Source organism: Planobispora rosea (assembly GCF_014648175.1).
GTDB classification, from domain to species: domain Bacteria; phylum Actinomycetota; class Actinomycetes; order Streptosporangiales; family Streptosporangiaceae; genus Planobispora; species Planobispora rosea.
Genome location: NZ_BMQP01000042.1, coordinates 1 through 13,796 on the forward strand (window position 1 = coordinate 1; position 13,796 = coordinate 13,796).

11 protein-coding genes and 1 pseudogene are annotated in these 13,796 nt (G+C 71.7%); 3 read left to right on the forward strand and 9 right to left on the reverse strand.

What is annotated here, in order from left to right:
- The coding region (locus IEZ08_RS30965) for a LacI family DNA-binding transcriptional regulator (protein ID WP_189243521.1) at window positions 1-698 on the forward strand (698 nt) is incomplete at its 5' end.
- 230 nt (window positions 699-928) lie between these two features.
- Here the strand turns inward: IEZ08_RS30965 and manA are convergent.
- From manA to IEZ08_RS31005, 8 genes and pseudogenes are all read right to left on the reverse strand, one after another.
- Window positions 929-2,071: a mannose-6-phosphate isomerase, class I gene (gene manA / locus IEZ08_RS30970; protein ID WP_068925941.1), complete on the reverse strand. Its 1,143-nt coding sequence runs from the start codon at window positions 2,069-2,071 to the stop codon at window positions 929-931.
- Between the two features lie 2 nt (window positions 2,072-2,073).
- Window positions 2,074-2,310 carry a family 1 glycosylhydrolase gene (locus tag IEZ08_RS30975; protein ID WP_084781068.1) on the reverse strand — a complete coding sequence of 79 codons (237 nt, stop codon included), beginning with the start codon at window positions 2,308-2,310 and terminating at the stop codon, window positions 2,074-2,076.
- A pseudogene (locus IEZ08_RS30980) lies at window positions 2,282-2,440 on the reverse strand (family 1 glycosylhydrolase); the annotation flags it as partial. The pseudogene IEZ08_RS30980 and the gene IEZ08_RS30975, both read right to left, overlap by 29 nt.
- Before the next feature lie 20 nt (window positions 2,441-2,460).
- A complete protein-coding gene (locus tag IEZ08_RS30985; RefSeq protein WP_189243522.1) occupies window positions 2,461-3,426 on the reverse strand; it encodes an ROK family protein in 966 nt (321 codons plus the stop codon).
- Window positions 3,423-5,780, reverse strand: coding sequence for a glycoside hydrolase family 2 protein (locus IEZ08_RS30990; protein WP_189243523.1), 2,358 nt, complete (start codon window positions 5,778-5,780; stop codon window positions 3,423-3,425). Before IEZ08_RS30990 ends, IEZ08_RS30985 begins: the two co-directional genes overlap by 4 nt.
- A 121-nt stretch (window positions 5,781-5,901) precedes the next feature.
- Window positions 5,902-6,780 (reverse strand): carbohydrate ABC transporter permease, encoded by an 879-nt coding sequence (locus tag IEZ08_RS30995; RefSeq protein ID WP_189243524.1) that lies wholly within the window; start codon window positions 6,778-6,780, stop codon window positions 5,902-5,904.
- Entirely contained in the window at window positions 6,780-7,748 is a 969-nt protein-coding gene (locus tag IEZ08_RS31000; RefSeq protein ID WP_068925932.1) for a carbohydrate ABC transporter permease, read from the reverse strand. Before IEZ08_RS31000 ends, IEZ08_RS30995 begins: the two co-directional genes overlap by 1 nt.
- A 2-nt stretch (window positions 7,749-7,750) precedes the next feature.
- Complete coding sequence (locus tag IEZ08_RS31005; RefSeq protein ID WP_189243525.1) at window positions 7,751-9,043, reverse strand: ABC transporter substrate-binding protein; 1,293 nt, start codon at window positions 9,041-9,043, stop codon at window positions 7,751-7,753.
- A gap of 332 nt (window positions 9,044-9,375) precedes the next feature.
- On the opposite strand from IEZ08_RS31005, the gene IEZ08_RS31010 reads away from it, so the two are divergent.
- Together IEZ08_RS31010 and IEZ08_RS31015 are read left to right on the forward strand one after the other, a co-directional pair.
- A complete protein-coding gene (locus tag IEZ08_RS31010) occupies window positions 9,376-11,259 on the forward strand; it encodes a flavin-containing monooxygenase (protein WP_084780578.1) in 1,884 nt (627 codons plus the stop codon).
- Window positions 11,260-11,354: 95 nt separating this feature from the next.
- On the forward strand, window positions 11,355-11,702 hold the full coding sequence (locus IEZ08_RS31015; protein ID WP_068925931.1) for a hypothetical protein: 348 nt from the start codon (window positions 11,355-11,357) through the stop codon (window positions 11,700-11,702).
- A 123-nt stretch (window positions 11,703-11,825) separates the two neighbouring features.
- Here IEZ08_RS31015 and IEZ08_RS31020 read toward each other — a convergent pair whose 3' ends face one another.
- The gene (locus tag IEZ08_RS31020) at window positions 11,826-13,733 is read right to left on the reverse strand and encodes a GTP-binding protein (RefSeq protein ID WP_068925930.1); all 1,908 of its coding nucleotides are present in this window, start codon (window positions 13,731-13,733) and stop codon (window positions 11,826-11,828) included.
- Window positions 13,734-13,796 lie beyond the last annotated feature (63 nt).

The window sequence follows — 13,796 nt, forward strand, 5'->3', positions numbered from 1 at the left end:
TGGACGGGGTGTTGTTGTGTTCGCCGCGGTTGTCGAACCGGGTGATTGAGCGGCTGCGGGCGCAGGTGCCGTTCGTGGTGGTCAATCGGCGGGTGAAGGGGTTGGCCACGGTGTTGATGGATGTGGGTCAGGGGGTGCGGGCGGCGGTGGGGCATCTGGCGGAGCTGGGGCATCGGCATGTGGGTCTGTTGTCCGGGCCGAGCGGCTCCTGGACCAGTGAGGAGATGCACGTCGCCGCCACCGCCGCCGCCGCGGAGTTCGACGTGGAGCTCACGGTGCTCCGGCCGAACGAGCCGACCGAGCGGGGCGGGCTGACGGCGGCCGCGGGGGTGGCGGCCTCGGGGGTGACGGGGGTGCTGTGCTACAACGACCTGGTCGCGCTGGGCCTGATCGAAGGGCTGCGCGAGCGGGGACTGCGGGTGCCGGAGGACGTGAGCGTCATCGGCGTGGACGACAGCCTGCCCGGCCGGTTGAACAGGCCGAAGCTGACGACGATCACGATGCCGACCGCGGCCGCCGGGCGGATGGCGGTCGACCTGCTGCTGGCCGCGGTCAGCGCCGGGGATTCGGGGACGTCCACGCTGGCCCGGCTGGAGACCACCCTCGTCGTGCGCGAGTCCACCGGTGTCTCCACCGGTGTCTCGGGCGGCGTCGCCCACCGGGTCGCCGGCGCGGCCGAGCCGAGCCTGCGCGGATGACCGGGGAGCGCCCGGCCTCGCCTCCGCAAACGATGTGATCAGCAAAATCCCTGCACACCAGACTTTCCACTCCATCTGCCGGTAACTTCTCAGCAAGCACCCCATCGCCGGTTACCGGTGCGTTTGCTGCGAGGTGGTGTGGAGATGACGGCAGAGGCTCCTCCCGTCTGGCGGTGGCGGCGGGCGCGGCGGTTCCCCGGCTCCCCGGGCGCGCAGCCCGGCGGGTTCCCTCACAGGTGCGGCTCGGCGCAGAAGACGACGCCGGTGCCGCGCAGGGTGACCCGGCCGTCCTTCGCCGGGAGGAAGGCGGACTGCCCGGCTCCCAGCGTCCCGCCCTCCAGCGTGACGGAGCCGGACGTGCACAGCACGATGCGCGGGACCGGGCGGTCGAGGCTGTGGCCGAGGCGGGGGCCGTACACCGCGAGCCTGAACTCCGGAGCCGGCGGCAGGTGGTGGCCGCCGGCCCCGGCGACCGGCAGCGGCTGGGCGTCGGGCCGGAGGACGCGCAGCAGGCCGGGCACGTCGACGGGTTTGCTCGTCAGCCCGGCGCGCAGGACGTTGTCGGAGGCGCCCATGACCTCCACGCCGAATCCGCTGACGTAGCTGTGCAGCACGCCCGCCCCCAGGAACAGCGCCTGCCCGGGGGCCAGCTCGTGCCGGTGCAGCAGGAGCGGCGCCAGCACGGCGGGGTCGTCCGGGTAGCGCTCGGCCAGCCGCCGGACGAGCCGGAAGCCGGGCCCGCCGAGTGGCCCGGCGGCGTCGGCGACGGCCCGCACCAGCGCGGGCCGTTCACCGGCCGGCCACTCCAGCAGCGTCCGCAGCGCCGCGGCGGTGCTCTCCCCGCCGTTTCCCCCACCGTCCTTCCCGCCGTCCCCGCCGGTCCCCTCGCGCAGGGTTTCGAGCACCGGGCGCAGCGGTTCGAGCGCGAGCCGCGCCACGAGCTCCGCGGCCTGCCCGGCGGGCCGGAGCCCGGCGAGCGCGGTGAAGTCGCTCAGCGCGTAGATCATCTCCGGCTTCGCCCAGGGGTCGGCGTAGTGCGGGTCGCCCGCCGCGTGCCCGGCCGCGGCCTGCGCCGCCGTCGGGTGCACCTGCAGGGACAGGGGGCTGTCCACCGCGATGAGCTTGACGAGGTACGGCAGGCGCTCCCCGAACCGCTGGACCGTCTCGTGCCCCAGCTCGGCCACCGGATCGTCGGCGATCACCTCGGCCAGGGTGCGCCGCCGCCCGTCCCTGACCAGGCGGGAGGGACCGGCGGGGTGGGCGCCGAGCCACATCTCGGCCTCGGGCCCGCCGGAGGGCCGCCCGGTCAGCCCGGCGATGTGGTGCCGGGATCCCCAGGGGTAGTCCTTGACGGGGTTGGATAATACGTCCACAGTCAGCCGTCCCTGTCGTTTTTGATCATTTCGCGGTACCGGATCGCGCTCTGCTTGGGGACGCGGCGTTGCGTCCGGTAGCCGACCCGGACCAGCCCGAACCGGGGACCGTAGCCGTGTCCCCACTCGAAGTCGTCCAGGAACGACCAGGCGAGGTAGCCCCGCACGTCGGCGCCCTTCTCCCGGGCCGGCCGCACCGCATCGACGTGCGCGGCGGTAGTGGTCGCAGGCCACGTCACCGGTGTCCCCGTTCGCCACGGCGCCGGGCGTCCGGCAGAAGGTGTCCCAGATCGAGGGGGTGCGGCCGTCGGCGGTCGTGGCGCCCTCGACCTGGTAGGCGGAGGTCGCCACTCCCCAGCGGAAGCGCATCGGATGATCCTTCTCGTGTCTCAGAATGCGTCGAGCGGGTGGAGGGGGAGGCTCTCCTCCCGGGTGAGGGCGGCCGGGGGGTGCAGGGCCAGCGCGGCGGCGCCGTACAGGCCGGCGTCCCGGCCCAGGGCCGTGGGCTCCACCGTCAGGCGGCGCAGGAAGCCCATCCCGGCCCCGGCCGCGACGGCCCGGCGCAACGGGCCCAGCAGGGTCTCGCCCGCGGCGGCGACCCCGCCGCCGATGACGACGCGGTCGACGTCGCAGAGCGCCGCCGCGGACAGCAGCGCCCCGGCCAGGGCCCGTGCGGCCCGGTCGAAGGCGGCGACCGCGACCGGATCCCCCGCGCGGGCGGAGGCGGCCAGCGCGCGGGCGTCCCGGCCCGCGCCGGGGGCGGGACGCCAGCCGCCGGCCAGCGCCCAGCGGGCCATCGAGGTGCCGCTGGCGATCGTCTCCACGCACCCGGTGCCGCCGCACGGGCAGGGCTCGGCACCGGCGTCGCCGGGGAGAGCGGGGGAGGGCATGTGCCCGATGTGGCCGGCGTTGCCGGTCGGTCCCAGGTAGGGGACGCCGTCGACGACCAGACCGCCGCCCACGCCGGTCGAGACGACGACGCCGAGCAGGACCCGCGTGTCCTCGCCCCGGGCGCCGCGCCACCACTCGCCCAGCGCCATGCACTGGGCGTCACCCGCCAGGGCGACCGGGAGGCCGCCCAGCAGGCCGGAGACCGTCGCGGTGAGCGGGAAGCCGCGCCAGGCCGGGATGTTGACCGGGCTGACCGTGCCGCGCACCGGGTCGACCGGCCCGGCCGAGCCGATGCCCGCGCCGGTCAGTCCCGGTACGGCCAGCTCACGCACGAGCACGCCGAGCGTGGCGGTCGGGTCGGGGCCCACCGGGAGCTCGCGGCGGGCCAGGACCGCGCCGGTGGCGTCGACCACGGCGGCGGCGAAGGTGGTGCCGCCGATGTCGAGCGCCAGCACGGCGGTCACGGCCGGGCCTCGTTGACGCAGCGCAGCACCGGGTAGGCGGTGAGCGCGGCCGGATCCAGGTCCCGCGCGCCGGTGACGCGGAAGGTGACGCTCTCCCCCGGCAGCAGGGTGACGAGCTGGTCGTCGACCGTGGCGGCGGGGTCCAGCCGGTCGGGGAAGATCGCCAGCTCGCGCAGGATGGTCGTGGCGGTGACGGTGACCTCCAGCCCGCCGTTTTCCGGATCACCGCCGACCGGCTCGACGGTCGCGGTGAACTCCGCCGGGGGGTAGGCGACGGCCGGGTCCTCGGCGAAGAAGAACAGCCCGCGCCGCTCGCCGAGCTCCGCGCTGAGCAGTTCCGCGGCCGGGTCGTCCGGCGTCTCCCGCATCGGGATACCGAGGGTGGCGCGGGCCGGGACGGCGACCTGTTCGTCCCGGCCGGACAGCACCTGCCCGGACAGGTCGCGCCGGGCCAGCCGGAGTGTCCCGGCCCACTCCCCGTCGGTGTCGTTGACCAGGACGATCTCGTCGTCCCTGCGGGTGACGAGCCGGTCGGCGTAGGCGCGGCGCAGGCCGTACCACAGGGGCTTGCGGCGGCCGGCGCCGTCGACGGCGGCCCAGGAGGTGACCGGCCAGCAGTCGTTGAGCTGCCAGACCACCGTGCCCATGCAGTACGGCATGAGCGAGCGGAAGCGCTCCACCCCGAAGGCGACGGCGCGGGCCTGGTTGAGCTGGGTGTAGTAGTGCCAGTCGTCGAAGGTCTCCGGCTGCGGCAGGTGCTCGCCGAGCCCGGTCAGCAGCCGGGCGTTGCCGTCGACCGCCTTCTGGTGGTGGAGGACGCCGGGGGAGTCCGGGGTGAGCGGCTCGTCGGAGACGGAGGCCCGGAGGGTGGCGTGGGACGGCGGCCCCTGGTAGCCGAACTCGGCCACGAAGCGCGGCGTGTAGTCGCCGTAGTGGGTGTAGTCGCGCGAGCCCCACACGGTCCAGATGTGGATCGTCCCGGTGGCGGGGTCGCGCACGTCCCGGTCCGGCGCGCCGGAGTAGGGGCTGCCCGGCCAGTACGGCCGGGTCGGGTCGAGCCCGGCGACGACGCCCGGCAGCAGGTCGTAGTAGAAGCCGGCGCCCCAGCTGCGCTCGCCGAGCGGCTCCTGCCAGTCCCAGTGCTGGTGGCCCTCGATGTTCTCGTTGTTGCCGCACCACAGCACCAGGCTGGGGTGGGCCGACAGCCGGGCCACGTTCTGGCGGGCCTCGGCCTCGACCTCGGAGCGGAAGGGCTCCTCCTCCGGGTAGGCCGCGCAGGCGAACGGGAAGTCCTGCCAGATCAGCAGGCCGTGCCGGTCGGCCAGGTCGTAGAAGTCCTCGGACTCGTAGACGCCGCCGCCCCAGACCCGCAGCGCGTTGGCGCCGGCGTCCATGGCCTGCCCGAAGCGCTCGGCCAGGCGCTCGGGGGTGACCCGGGCGGGGAAGCAGTCGTCGGGGATCCAGTTGAACCCGCGGACGAAGACGGGACGGCCGTTGACGATCAGCCGGAAGGCGTCCTCGTCGAGTTCGACGGTGCGGAAGCCGATCTCCTTGCGCCACCGGTCGGTGCCCGCGGTGACGGTGAGCGGGTAGAGCGGCTGCGCGCCGTACCCGAGCGGCCACCACAGCTCGGCGCCGGGCACGTCCAGGCGGAGCACCCCCTCGTTCTGGCCGCGGTCGAGCTTCACTTCGGCGCCGACGCCCGCGACGTCGGCGGTGACGGTGACCGGCGCGTCCCCGGCCCGCTCCACCCGCACGTGCACGTCCACGCCGTCGGCGCGGACCAGCGGGCGGACCTCGGCCAGCCGCGCCTCCGACCAGGAGTGCAGGCCGATGGAGCGCCAGATCCCGCTGGTCACCAGCGTCGGCCCCCAGTCCCAGCCGAAGTTGCACGCCATCTTGCGGATGAACGGGTACGGCTCGGCGTACGCCCCGGGCCGCTCGCCCAGCTCCGCCCGCCGCCGCTCGGCGTAGCGGTACGGCGAGCCGAACCGCACCTCCAGGGTGTTCTCACCGTCCCGGAGCAGGTCCCGAACGGCGAAGCGGTACGACCGGTGCATGTTCGCGGTGGCGGCGACCTCCACCCCGTTGAGCAGCACCGTGGCCACCGTGTCGAGTCCCTCGCAGACCAGGTCGGTCCGGTCGGACCCGTCCGGCCGCCAGGTGAAGGCGGTCCGGTAGGACCACTCCGCCCGGCCGATCCAGGCCAGCCGGTTCTCGTTGTCGTCCAGGTACGGATCGTCGATCAGCCCGGCCGCGAGCAGGTCCGTGTGCACGCAGCCGGGCACCGTCGCCGGGATGTCGTGGTGCCCGGCTCCGGACAGGGTCCAGCCTTCGTGCAGCGGACGGTACATCGGACTCCTCATCGGGTTGTGTCACTCCTGGGATAGGCGGCTGGGGTAGGCGACGACCTGGTCGACGGTGAGGCGGCCACTCCCGGGCCCGCCGCCGACGTCGATCGACAGTTGTTCGGACCTATTTGGTGGCGCCTCTGGTGAAGCCGTTGTAGATGTAGCGCTGGAGCGCCAGGAAGACGATCAATGTGGGGATGACGGTGATGACGATCCCGGCGGAGATGACCTCCCACTGCGTGCCGGTCGGCCCCTGGAAGCGGAACAGCGAGGTGGACACCACGCCCAGGTCGCGCGAGGGCATGTAGAGGAAGGGGATGTAGAACTCGTTGTAGACGGCCACGCCCTTGACGATCACCACGGTGACGATCGCCGGCTTCAGCAGCGGGAGGATGATCGTGCGGTAGATCTTCCAGTGCGTGGCGCCGTCGAGCATCGCGGCCTCGTCGACCGAGCGCGGGATCCCGCGCAGGAACTGCAGGAAGATGTAGATCGAGATGATGTCCGTCCCCGTGAACAGCGCGATCGCCGCCCAGCGGGTGTTGAACAGCCCGAGCCCGGTGACCACCTGGAAGGTGGCGACCTGGGTGGTCACGCCCGGCACCAGCGCCGCCAGCAGGAACAGGAACATCGTCAGCCGCCTGCCGCGGAAGTCGAACCGGCTCACCGCGTAGGCCGCCATGGACCCGATCAGCACCGTGCCGGTCAGCGAGATGACCAGGATGATCGTGGTGTTGACGAAGGCGTCCACCAGCTGGCCCTCCTCGAAGGCCGTGCGGTAGTTGTCCAGGTTGAACCAGTTCGCGGGCGGCGCGAACGGCGTCTCTCCGTACAGCTCGTCCTCGCTCTTCAGTGAGGCGAGGAAGACGACCAGCAACGGTACGGCGGCGACCAGGCACCCCGCTGCCAGCGACGCGTACTTCAGCGTGACGGCGAGCCGGGCACGGGCCGGCGTGGTCCGCGCGCGGGCTCGCGTGGTCTGCGTGCGGGCTCGCGTGGTCATCACGACAGCTCCGTCGTGTCGTCGGGGATGGTGCGCCGCTGGATCCAGGTGACGATCAGGACCAGCGCCAGGAGGACGACGGCCATCGCGGAGGCGAGACCGACCTTGTGGTACTTGAACGCGGTGTTGACGGTCTGGATGACGAACGTCGCGCTGCCGTTGGCGCCGCCCGTCATGATGTAGGGGATCTCGAAGACCGACAGGGCGCCCGATACGCCGAGGATGAGGTTCAGGCCGATGACCGGCCGGATGCCCGGCACGATGATGTGCCTGAACTGCTGCCACCGGGTGGCGCCGTCCATCTGCGCCGCCTCGAACAGGTGGGCCGGGATCGACTGGATCGCGCCGAGGAACAGCACCAGGTTCAGCCCGAAGTACCGCCAGATGGAGACACCGGTCAGCGAGTGGTTGACGACCGACCGGTCGCCGAGCCAGAGCGGCTTGTCCTCCACGCCCAGCAGGCCGAGAAGGGTGTCCAGGACGCCGTCGGGCTTGAAGACGTACAGGAAGATGAACCCGATCGCGACGCCGTTGATCAGGTAGGGGAAGAACAGCACGCCCTTGAAGAAGTTCCGGAACCTGACCTTGAAGCTCAGGATGGCGGCGAAGTAGAGCGCCGCCGCGAGCTGGACGACGGTGCCGCCGAAGTAGTACAGGCTGACGGTGAACACCCCGAACAACTCGGGACGGGTGACCAGCTCGGCGTAGTTGCCGGCGCCCACGAACTCGCTCACCGGGTCCAGACCGTCCCAGTCGAGCAGGCTGTAGCCGAACATGCTGACGACGGGCACGTAGGTGAACACCACGAGCAGGACCAGCGCCGCCGCGATGAACAGGTACGGCGTGGCCCGCCGCCGGGCGCGCTCGGCGAGGGGCCGCCGCACCCGCTGGTGGCGGGCTGCGGGCACGGCGGCCCCGGCCGGTTCCGCGACCTTCGGGGCCGGGTGGCCGGTGCGGGATCGGACCATCGTCAGTTCCCGGCCAGCGCGGCCCGCGCCGTCTTCCACTTGGCGTTGAGGTCGGTGAAGATCGCTTCCAGGCTCTCCTCGGAGGCGCCGCGCCCGGCGTCCACGATGCGCTGCCGGTACTCGGGCTGGTTCAGGCCGATCTCCGACTTCTCGTCGATGTCGTTGGTCAGGCCGGTCTCGTTCGCGGGAGCGGGGTTCTGCTCGACGAACTGGACGTCCTTGTCCTCGAGGGGCTTGAGCTGCTCGGGCAGCGGGGCGTCGGCGACCGGCGGGATGGAGCCGGAGTCCGCGGCGTAGCCGGACCGGTCGACGAAGAAGTCCAGCCAGGCGCGCGCGGTGACCTTGTTCTCCGAGTGCTTGTTGATCGCGATCTTCCAGTCACCGGCGATCGTCGCGTGGAACTTTCCGGCGTTCTGCTGCGGGAACGGCATGAACCCGATGTCGTCGGGGCTGGCCGCGGCCTCCTGCATCTGGACGATCGCCCACGAGCCGAGCGCCATCGAGGCGACCTTGCCGCTGCCGATGAGCTTCTTGGACTCCTCCCAGTCGCTCGTCGTCGGGTCCTTCTCGATCAGGCCCTCGGCGGCGATCCGGTGCAGCAGCGAGTCGATGGTGTGGTGGTCGGTCCCGGCGGCCCACGGCGCGTCGGTGTGCGCGAGCCCGGAGACGTAGTCGCGGTCGGCGCTGAGCGAGCCGCGGAAGGACTCCCACATGGTCAGGGGCCACCCGGCGGCGTAGTTGGTGTAGTACGGGATCGCCCCGGTCTTCTCCCTGACCAGCTTGAGGTCGGCGATGAACTCGTCGGGCGTGGTCGGCCAGTCGGTGACGCCGGCCGCCTCGAAGACCCGCTTGTTGTAGACGAAGCCCTGGGCGTTGCCGAAGGTGGCGATGCCGTACACCTTGCCGTCGTAGGCCTGCTCGTTGATGAAGCGGTACTTCTTGCCGAGCTCCTGCGTGCTGCCCAGCGGCTCGAAGAAGGACGGGAGCTGGCTGGGCGTCACCGAGTTGGGGATGAGGAGGACGTCACCGTACTCCGGGGTGTTCATCCGGATGCGGACTTCGTCCTCGTAGTTGGTGATGCCCTCGAACTTCACCTCGACGCCCGGGTGGAGCTCGGTGAACCGCTTGGCGTACTCCTTGAACGCGGTGTCCACCAGGTCGGTCCGGTTCGTCAGGACGGTGATGGTGCCGGAGGGTTTGGCGTCTGCCGGTTGCTCGGTCGCCGGGCCGTTGCCCGCGCAGGCGGCGGTGGCGAGAAGAAGACCGGCGGTCAGCAGCGTGAGTCGAGCGCGCATATAGCTCTCCTGTGGTCGGGGGGCGGCAGCTGAACCGGATAAGTAACCGGGACGATATGACCGCAGTGACAACGTTGTCAACAGGACAAAATAGGTAAGTGATGGCTGCTGACCAGTTATGATGTTGTGATAGGAGGTGGCGTAACCGGTTCACTTATCCGGTCGATATGCTGCCCGACGGCACCCGGCCCGGCCGCGCCCGGGTGGACGGCTCTTGTCGGGGTTGTCACCGAATGACATTCTGGTTCCGCTGGGGGCGGACGCCGCGGCGATCGTCCGCGGCCGCCCGGCGTCCCGGCCGCCCGACCTCCGCCATGCCCCCGGGAGCGCGTATGACCGTCGCCGGACGTCCCGCCAGAGCCGATGACATCCCCGCAGGCGGCGCCGACGACAGTGCCGGTGTCAAGGCCGCCGCAGGCGGCGCGGTCGACAAGGAGGCCCTGCGCCGGAAGTACCGTCAGGAGCGCGACAAGCGGCTCCGCCCCGACGGCAACGACCAGTACATCCGGCTGACCGGCAGGTTCGCGCACTACCTCGACGACCCCTACACGCCGCGGGTCCCGCGCGAGCCGAGGACCGACCACGTGACCGTCGCGTTCATCGGCGGCGGCTTCGCCGGCCTCGTCACCGGCGCCCGGCTGAAGGAGGCCGGCGTCGGTGACGTCCGCATCGTCGAGAAGGGCGGCGACTTCGGCGGCACCTGGTACTGGAACCGCTACCCGGGCGCGCAGTGCGACACGGCCTCGTTCGTCTACATGCCGCTCCTGGAGGAGACCGGCCACATGCCGACGGAGAAGTACGCGCACGGGCCCGAGATCCTCGAACACTGCCGGCGCATCGGCAAGCACTACGACCTGTACGGCGACGCGCTCTTCCACACCGAGGTCACGGACCTCGAATGGGACGCGGCGCGGTCGCGCTGGATCATCCGTACCGACCGGGGCGACGAGTTCACCGCCCGGTTCGTCGCCATGGGCGTCGGCCCGCTGCACGTGCCGAAGCTGCCGGGCATCCCCGGGATCGACTCGTTCGCGGGGCACTCGTTCCACACGAGCCGGTGGGACTACGGCTACACCGGCGGCGACCCCTCGGGAGCGCCGATGGACAGGCTCGCCGGCCGGCGGGTCGCCGTCATCGGGACCGGGGCGACGGCCGTGCAGTGCGTGCCCCACCTGGCACGGGCGTGCGGGGAGCTGTACGTGTTCCAGCGCACGCCGTCGTCGGTCGACGTCCGCGGCAACCGGCCGACGGACCCCGAGTGGTTCGCCCGGATCGCGACCCCCGGCTGGCAACGGCGCTGGCTGGAGAACTTCACGGCCAACCAGACCGGCGGCGTCGCGGCGGAGGACCTGGTGATGGACGGCTGGACCGACATCGCCCGGCGGGTGCGCTCCAGGATCATGGAGCTCGCGCCCGAGGACCGCACCCCGGAGAAGATGCTGGAGGCCTACGAGGACTCCGACTTCGAGAAGATGGAGGAGATCCGCGCGCGCGTCGACGCGATCGTCGAGGATCCCGAGACCGCCCGGAGGCTCAAGGCCTGGTACCGCCAGCTGTGCAAGCGGCCGTGCTTCCACGACGAGTACCTTCAGGCGTTCAACGTCCCCGGAACCCACCTCGTCGACACCGACGGCAGGGGCGTGGAGCGGATCACCGAGCGGGGGGTCGTCGCCGCGGGACGGGAGTACGAGGTCGACTGCATCGTCTACGCCTCCGGCTTCGAGGTCGGCACCGAGTACACGCGGCGGGCCGGCTACGACCTGACCGGCCGGGGCGGCGTCAAGCTCTCCGCGTACTGGGCCGAGGGCATGCGCACCCTGCACGGCACCCACGTGCACGGCTTCCCCAACGCCTTCATCGTGCAGCCGACGCAGGGCGCCAACCTCATCTCCAACATCCCGCACAACCTCACGGAGGCGGGCGGCACGATCGCCATGATCGTCAAGTACGCCCTGGACAACGGGTTCGACGAGGTCGAGGTCACCGAGGAGGCCGAGGACGCGTGGGTCGGACTCCTGCTGGGGCATCCGGGGACGCTGCTGGGGTCGCCGGACTGCACACCGGGCTACTACAACAACGAGGGACAGGACCCGGGACCGCGGGGACGGCTCAACGTCGGCTACCCGCACGGGGCGACGGCCTACTTCGGCTACCTCGACCGGTGGCGCGCGTCCGGGACTTTCGAGGGCCTGGAGTTCCGCCGGGGCGCGGCTTAGGTACGGCCGGTCGCTGTCTTTCCATCCCGAACTGGGATAATACGGACGGCGACGTCGCGGCACCCACCACGCGGCGGGAAGACCGGAGGCCGGCCATGAACGATCCTCCCGGCGGCCGGGACGGGCGTCCGGAGGCGGCGCGCGACCTCGCCGCGCTGACGCGGGAGAAGCGGCTCGCCGTCGTCGGTCTGATCAGCGCGTACATCCACTCCCCGGACATGGACGAGGACCTGGTCGCCGACGTGGTCGCGGAGTTCCTGCCCACCGTGGACGACCGGTCGGACAGCGGCGTCGCCGCGGTGCAGAACGCGTACATGAACGTGATCGCCCATCTGCTGGGGGAGCTGGCGCGCGAGCGCGGCGAGCCGGTCGGGCAGGTGTGGCGGCGGACCGCGGTGGAGCTGCTGGTCGAGCAGGCCGGCGGAACGGGAGAATCCGGATGACGCCGTTGCCGTCCCCCGGACGGCTCGCCGGTGAACCCCGTGCCCCCTATGCCCGTGTCCCCTATGACGGTGAACCCCGTGCCCCCTATGCCCGTGTCCCCTATGACGGTGAACCCCGTGCCCCTATGACATGGCCAGGTACCGGAGGTACTCCGTCCGGTCCAGCGGGTTGCCGTCGGTCCGGGGGCGGGTGGGCGGCCATCCGCGGGCCCGCCTGTCACCCGAGGGCCGGGACCACCACACGCCCTCACCGCGGGTCAGCCCCGGCAGGTGGCGTCTGGCCTCGTTGACCAGGCGAGCGGGGATCGAACCCGTGACGAGCGAGGGGGAGACGTCGGCCAGCTCCGCCTCCAGCGCGGACAACCTGGCGGCGACGGGACCGAACACCCCGGGCGGGATCTCCACCTCGAAGGCGTGGCAGGGTTCGTACACCTGGGTGCCCGCGCGGGACAGGGCGGACATCAGCACCATCGGGGTCAGGTTGCGGAAGTCGGCCGCGGTGCTGACGGGAGGCTGGAAACCGGACCTGGTCAGGGTGACCGTGCAGTCGGTGACCGGCCAGCCGTACAGGCCCTCGCGGAGAGTGGCGTGTACGGCGTCCTCGATCGCCTGGTTGAAGGCGTGCGAGAGCGAGCCCAGCTCGACCTCCCGGCGGAACGTGAAACCCGTTCCGGGCTCGACGCGCAGGCCGACGGTGGCCCAGAAGTCGTGGTCACCGTGCCTGTCGAACTCCGTGTGGTCCTCTCCCACGCCGACGGGTCTCTCCAGGTAGATCTGGGTGCTGTCGGCGAAGACCGCCTCGACGCCGAACTCCTCGCGCAACCGCTCGGCCAGCACCTCCTTCTGGACCTCGCCGTAGAGAAGCACGGAGGTACCGCCGCCGGGCCGGGCCCGGGTGCCGATGAGCGGATCCTGCTCGGCCAGCCAGAGCAGGGCCGCGTGCAGGCGGGAGGCGTCGCCCGGGTGCGACGCCCGCACCACGGTCTCCAGGCTGGGCGGGACGAAGGCGGGCGTCCGGCTCCCGCCGGGGGACAGGTGATCGCCGACGCGGGCGCGCGACAGACCCCAGATCCTGGCGATGTCACCCGCCGCCAGCCGGTCGTCGGCGCCGGAGCCCACGACCTGCAGTCCGGTCACCCGGCCGGATCCGAGTCTCTGCCGCCGGTGCACCTCGCCGGAGAACAGGCGCAGGTAGGAGACCTTCCGCCCGTCCCGGTCGCGTTCGATGGCGAAGATCGTTCCTCGGAGGGAGCCGTCCCGGGGGACGGGCACGGGAAGCAGATCGCGGATGCCGCCCATGAGCCCGGCCACCCCCTGGCCGCCGATCGCCGATCCGTGGAACACGGGATGGACCAGGCACGCGGCGGTCTGCGCGGCCAGCGCCGCACGCAGCTCGTCCGGTCCGGGAGCGCGTCCTTCGACGAGGCATTCCAGCAGGGCGTCGTCGTGCTCGGCGAGAACCTCGGCGTCGAGGGGCACCGGCACGACGCGGACCTGCCGTACCGCGCCGGACGCGCAGGCGTTCACCGCGCCTGCGTTCGCTGTGCTTATATCCGCTGTGCTCGTGTCCGCTGCGACGGCGTTCACCGCGACGACGCGCAGCCCGGCGAGGATGTCACGCTGGAGCGCGCCCATCCGATCGATCTTGTTGACGAACAGCAGGGTGGGCAGGCGCATCTTCCGCAGGGCCTTCAGCAGGATCCGGGTCTGCGCCTGGATGCCCTCGACCGCGGAGATCACCAGGATGGCGCCGTCGAGCACGCCGAGAGCCCGCTCGACCTCGGCGACGAAGTCGGCGTGCCCGGGGGTGTCGATGAGGTTGACCTGGAGATCACCGATGCCGAACGAGGCGACGGCCGAGCGGATGGTGATGCCGCGGCGCCGCTCGATGCCGCCGGTGTCGGTCTGGGTGTCTCCGGCGTCGACGCTGCCGAGCCTGCCGATGGCGCCCGAGTCGAAGAGAAGTCGTTCGGTGAGACTGGTCTTACCCGCGTCGACGTGCGCGAGCACGCCGATGTTCACAGTGGGCATGGATGTCTGAGACCTCGGTCGGACGGACAGGACGCTGCGTTGTCGCGAAGCTCTGCCGCATCT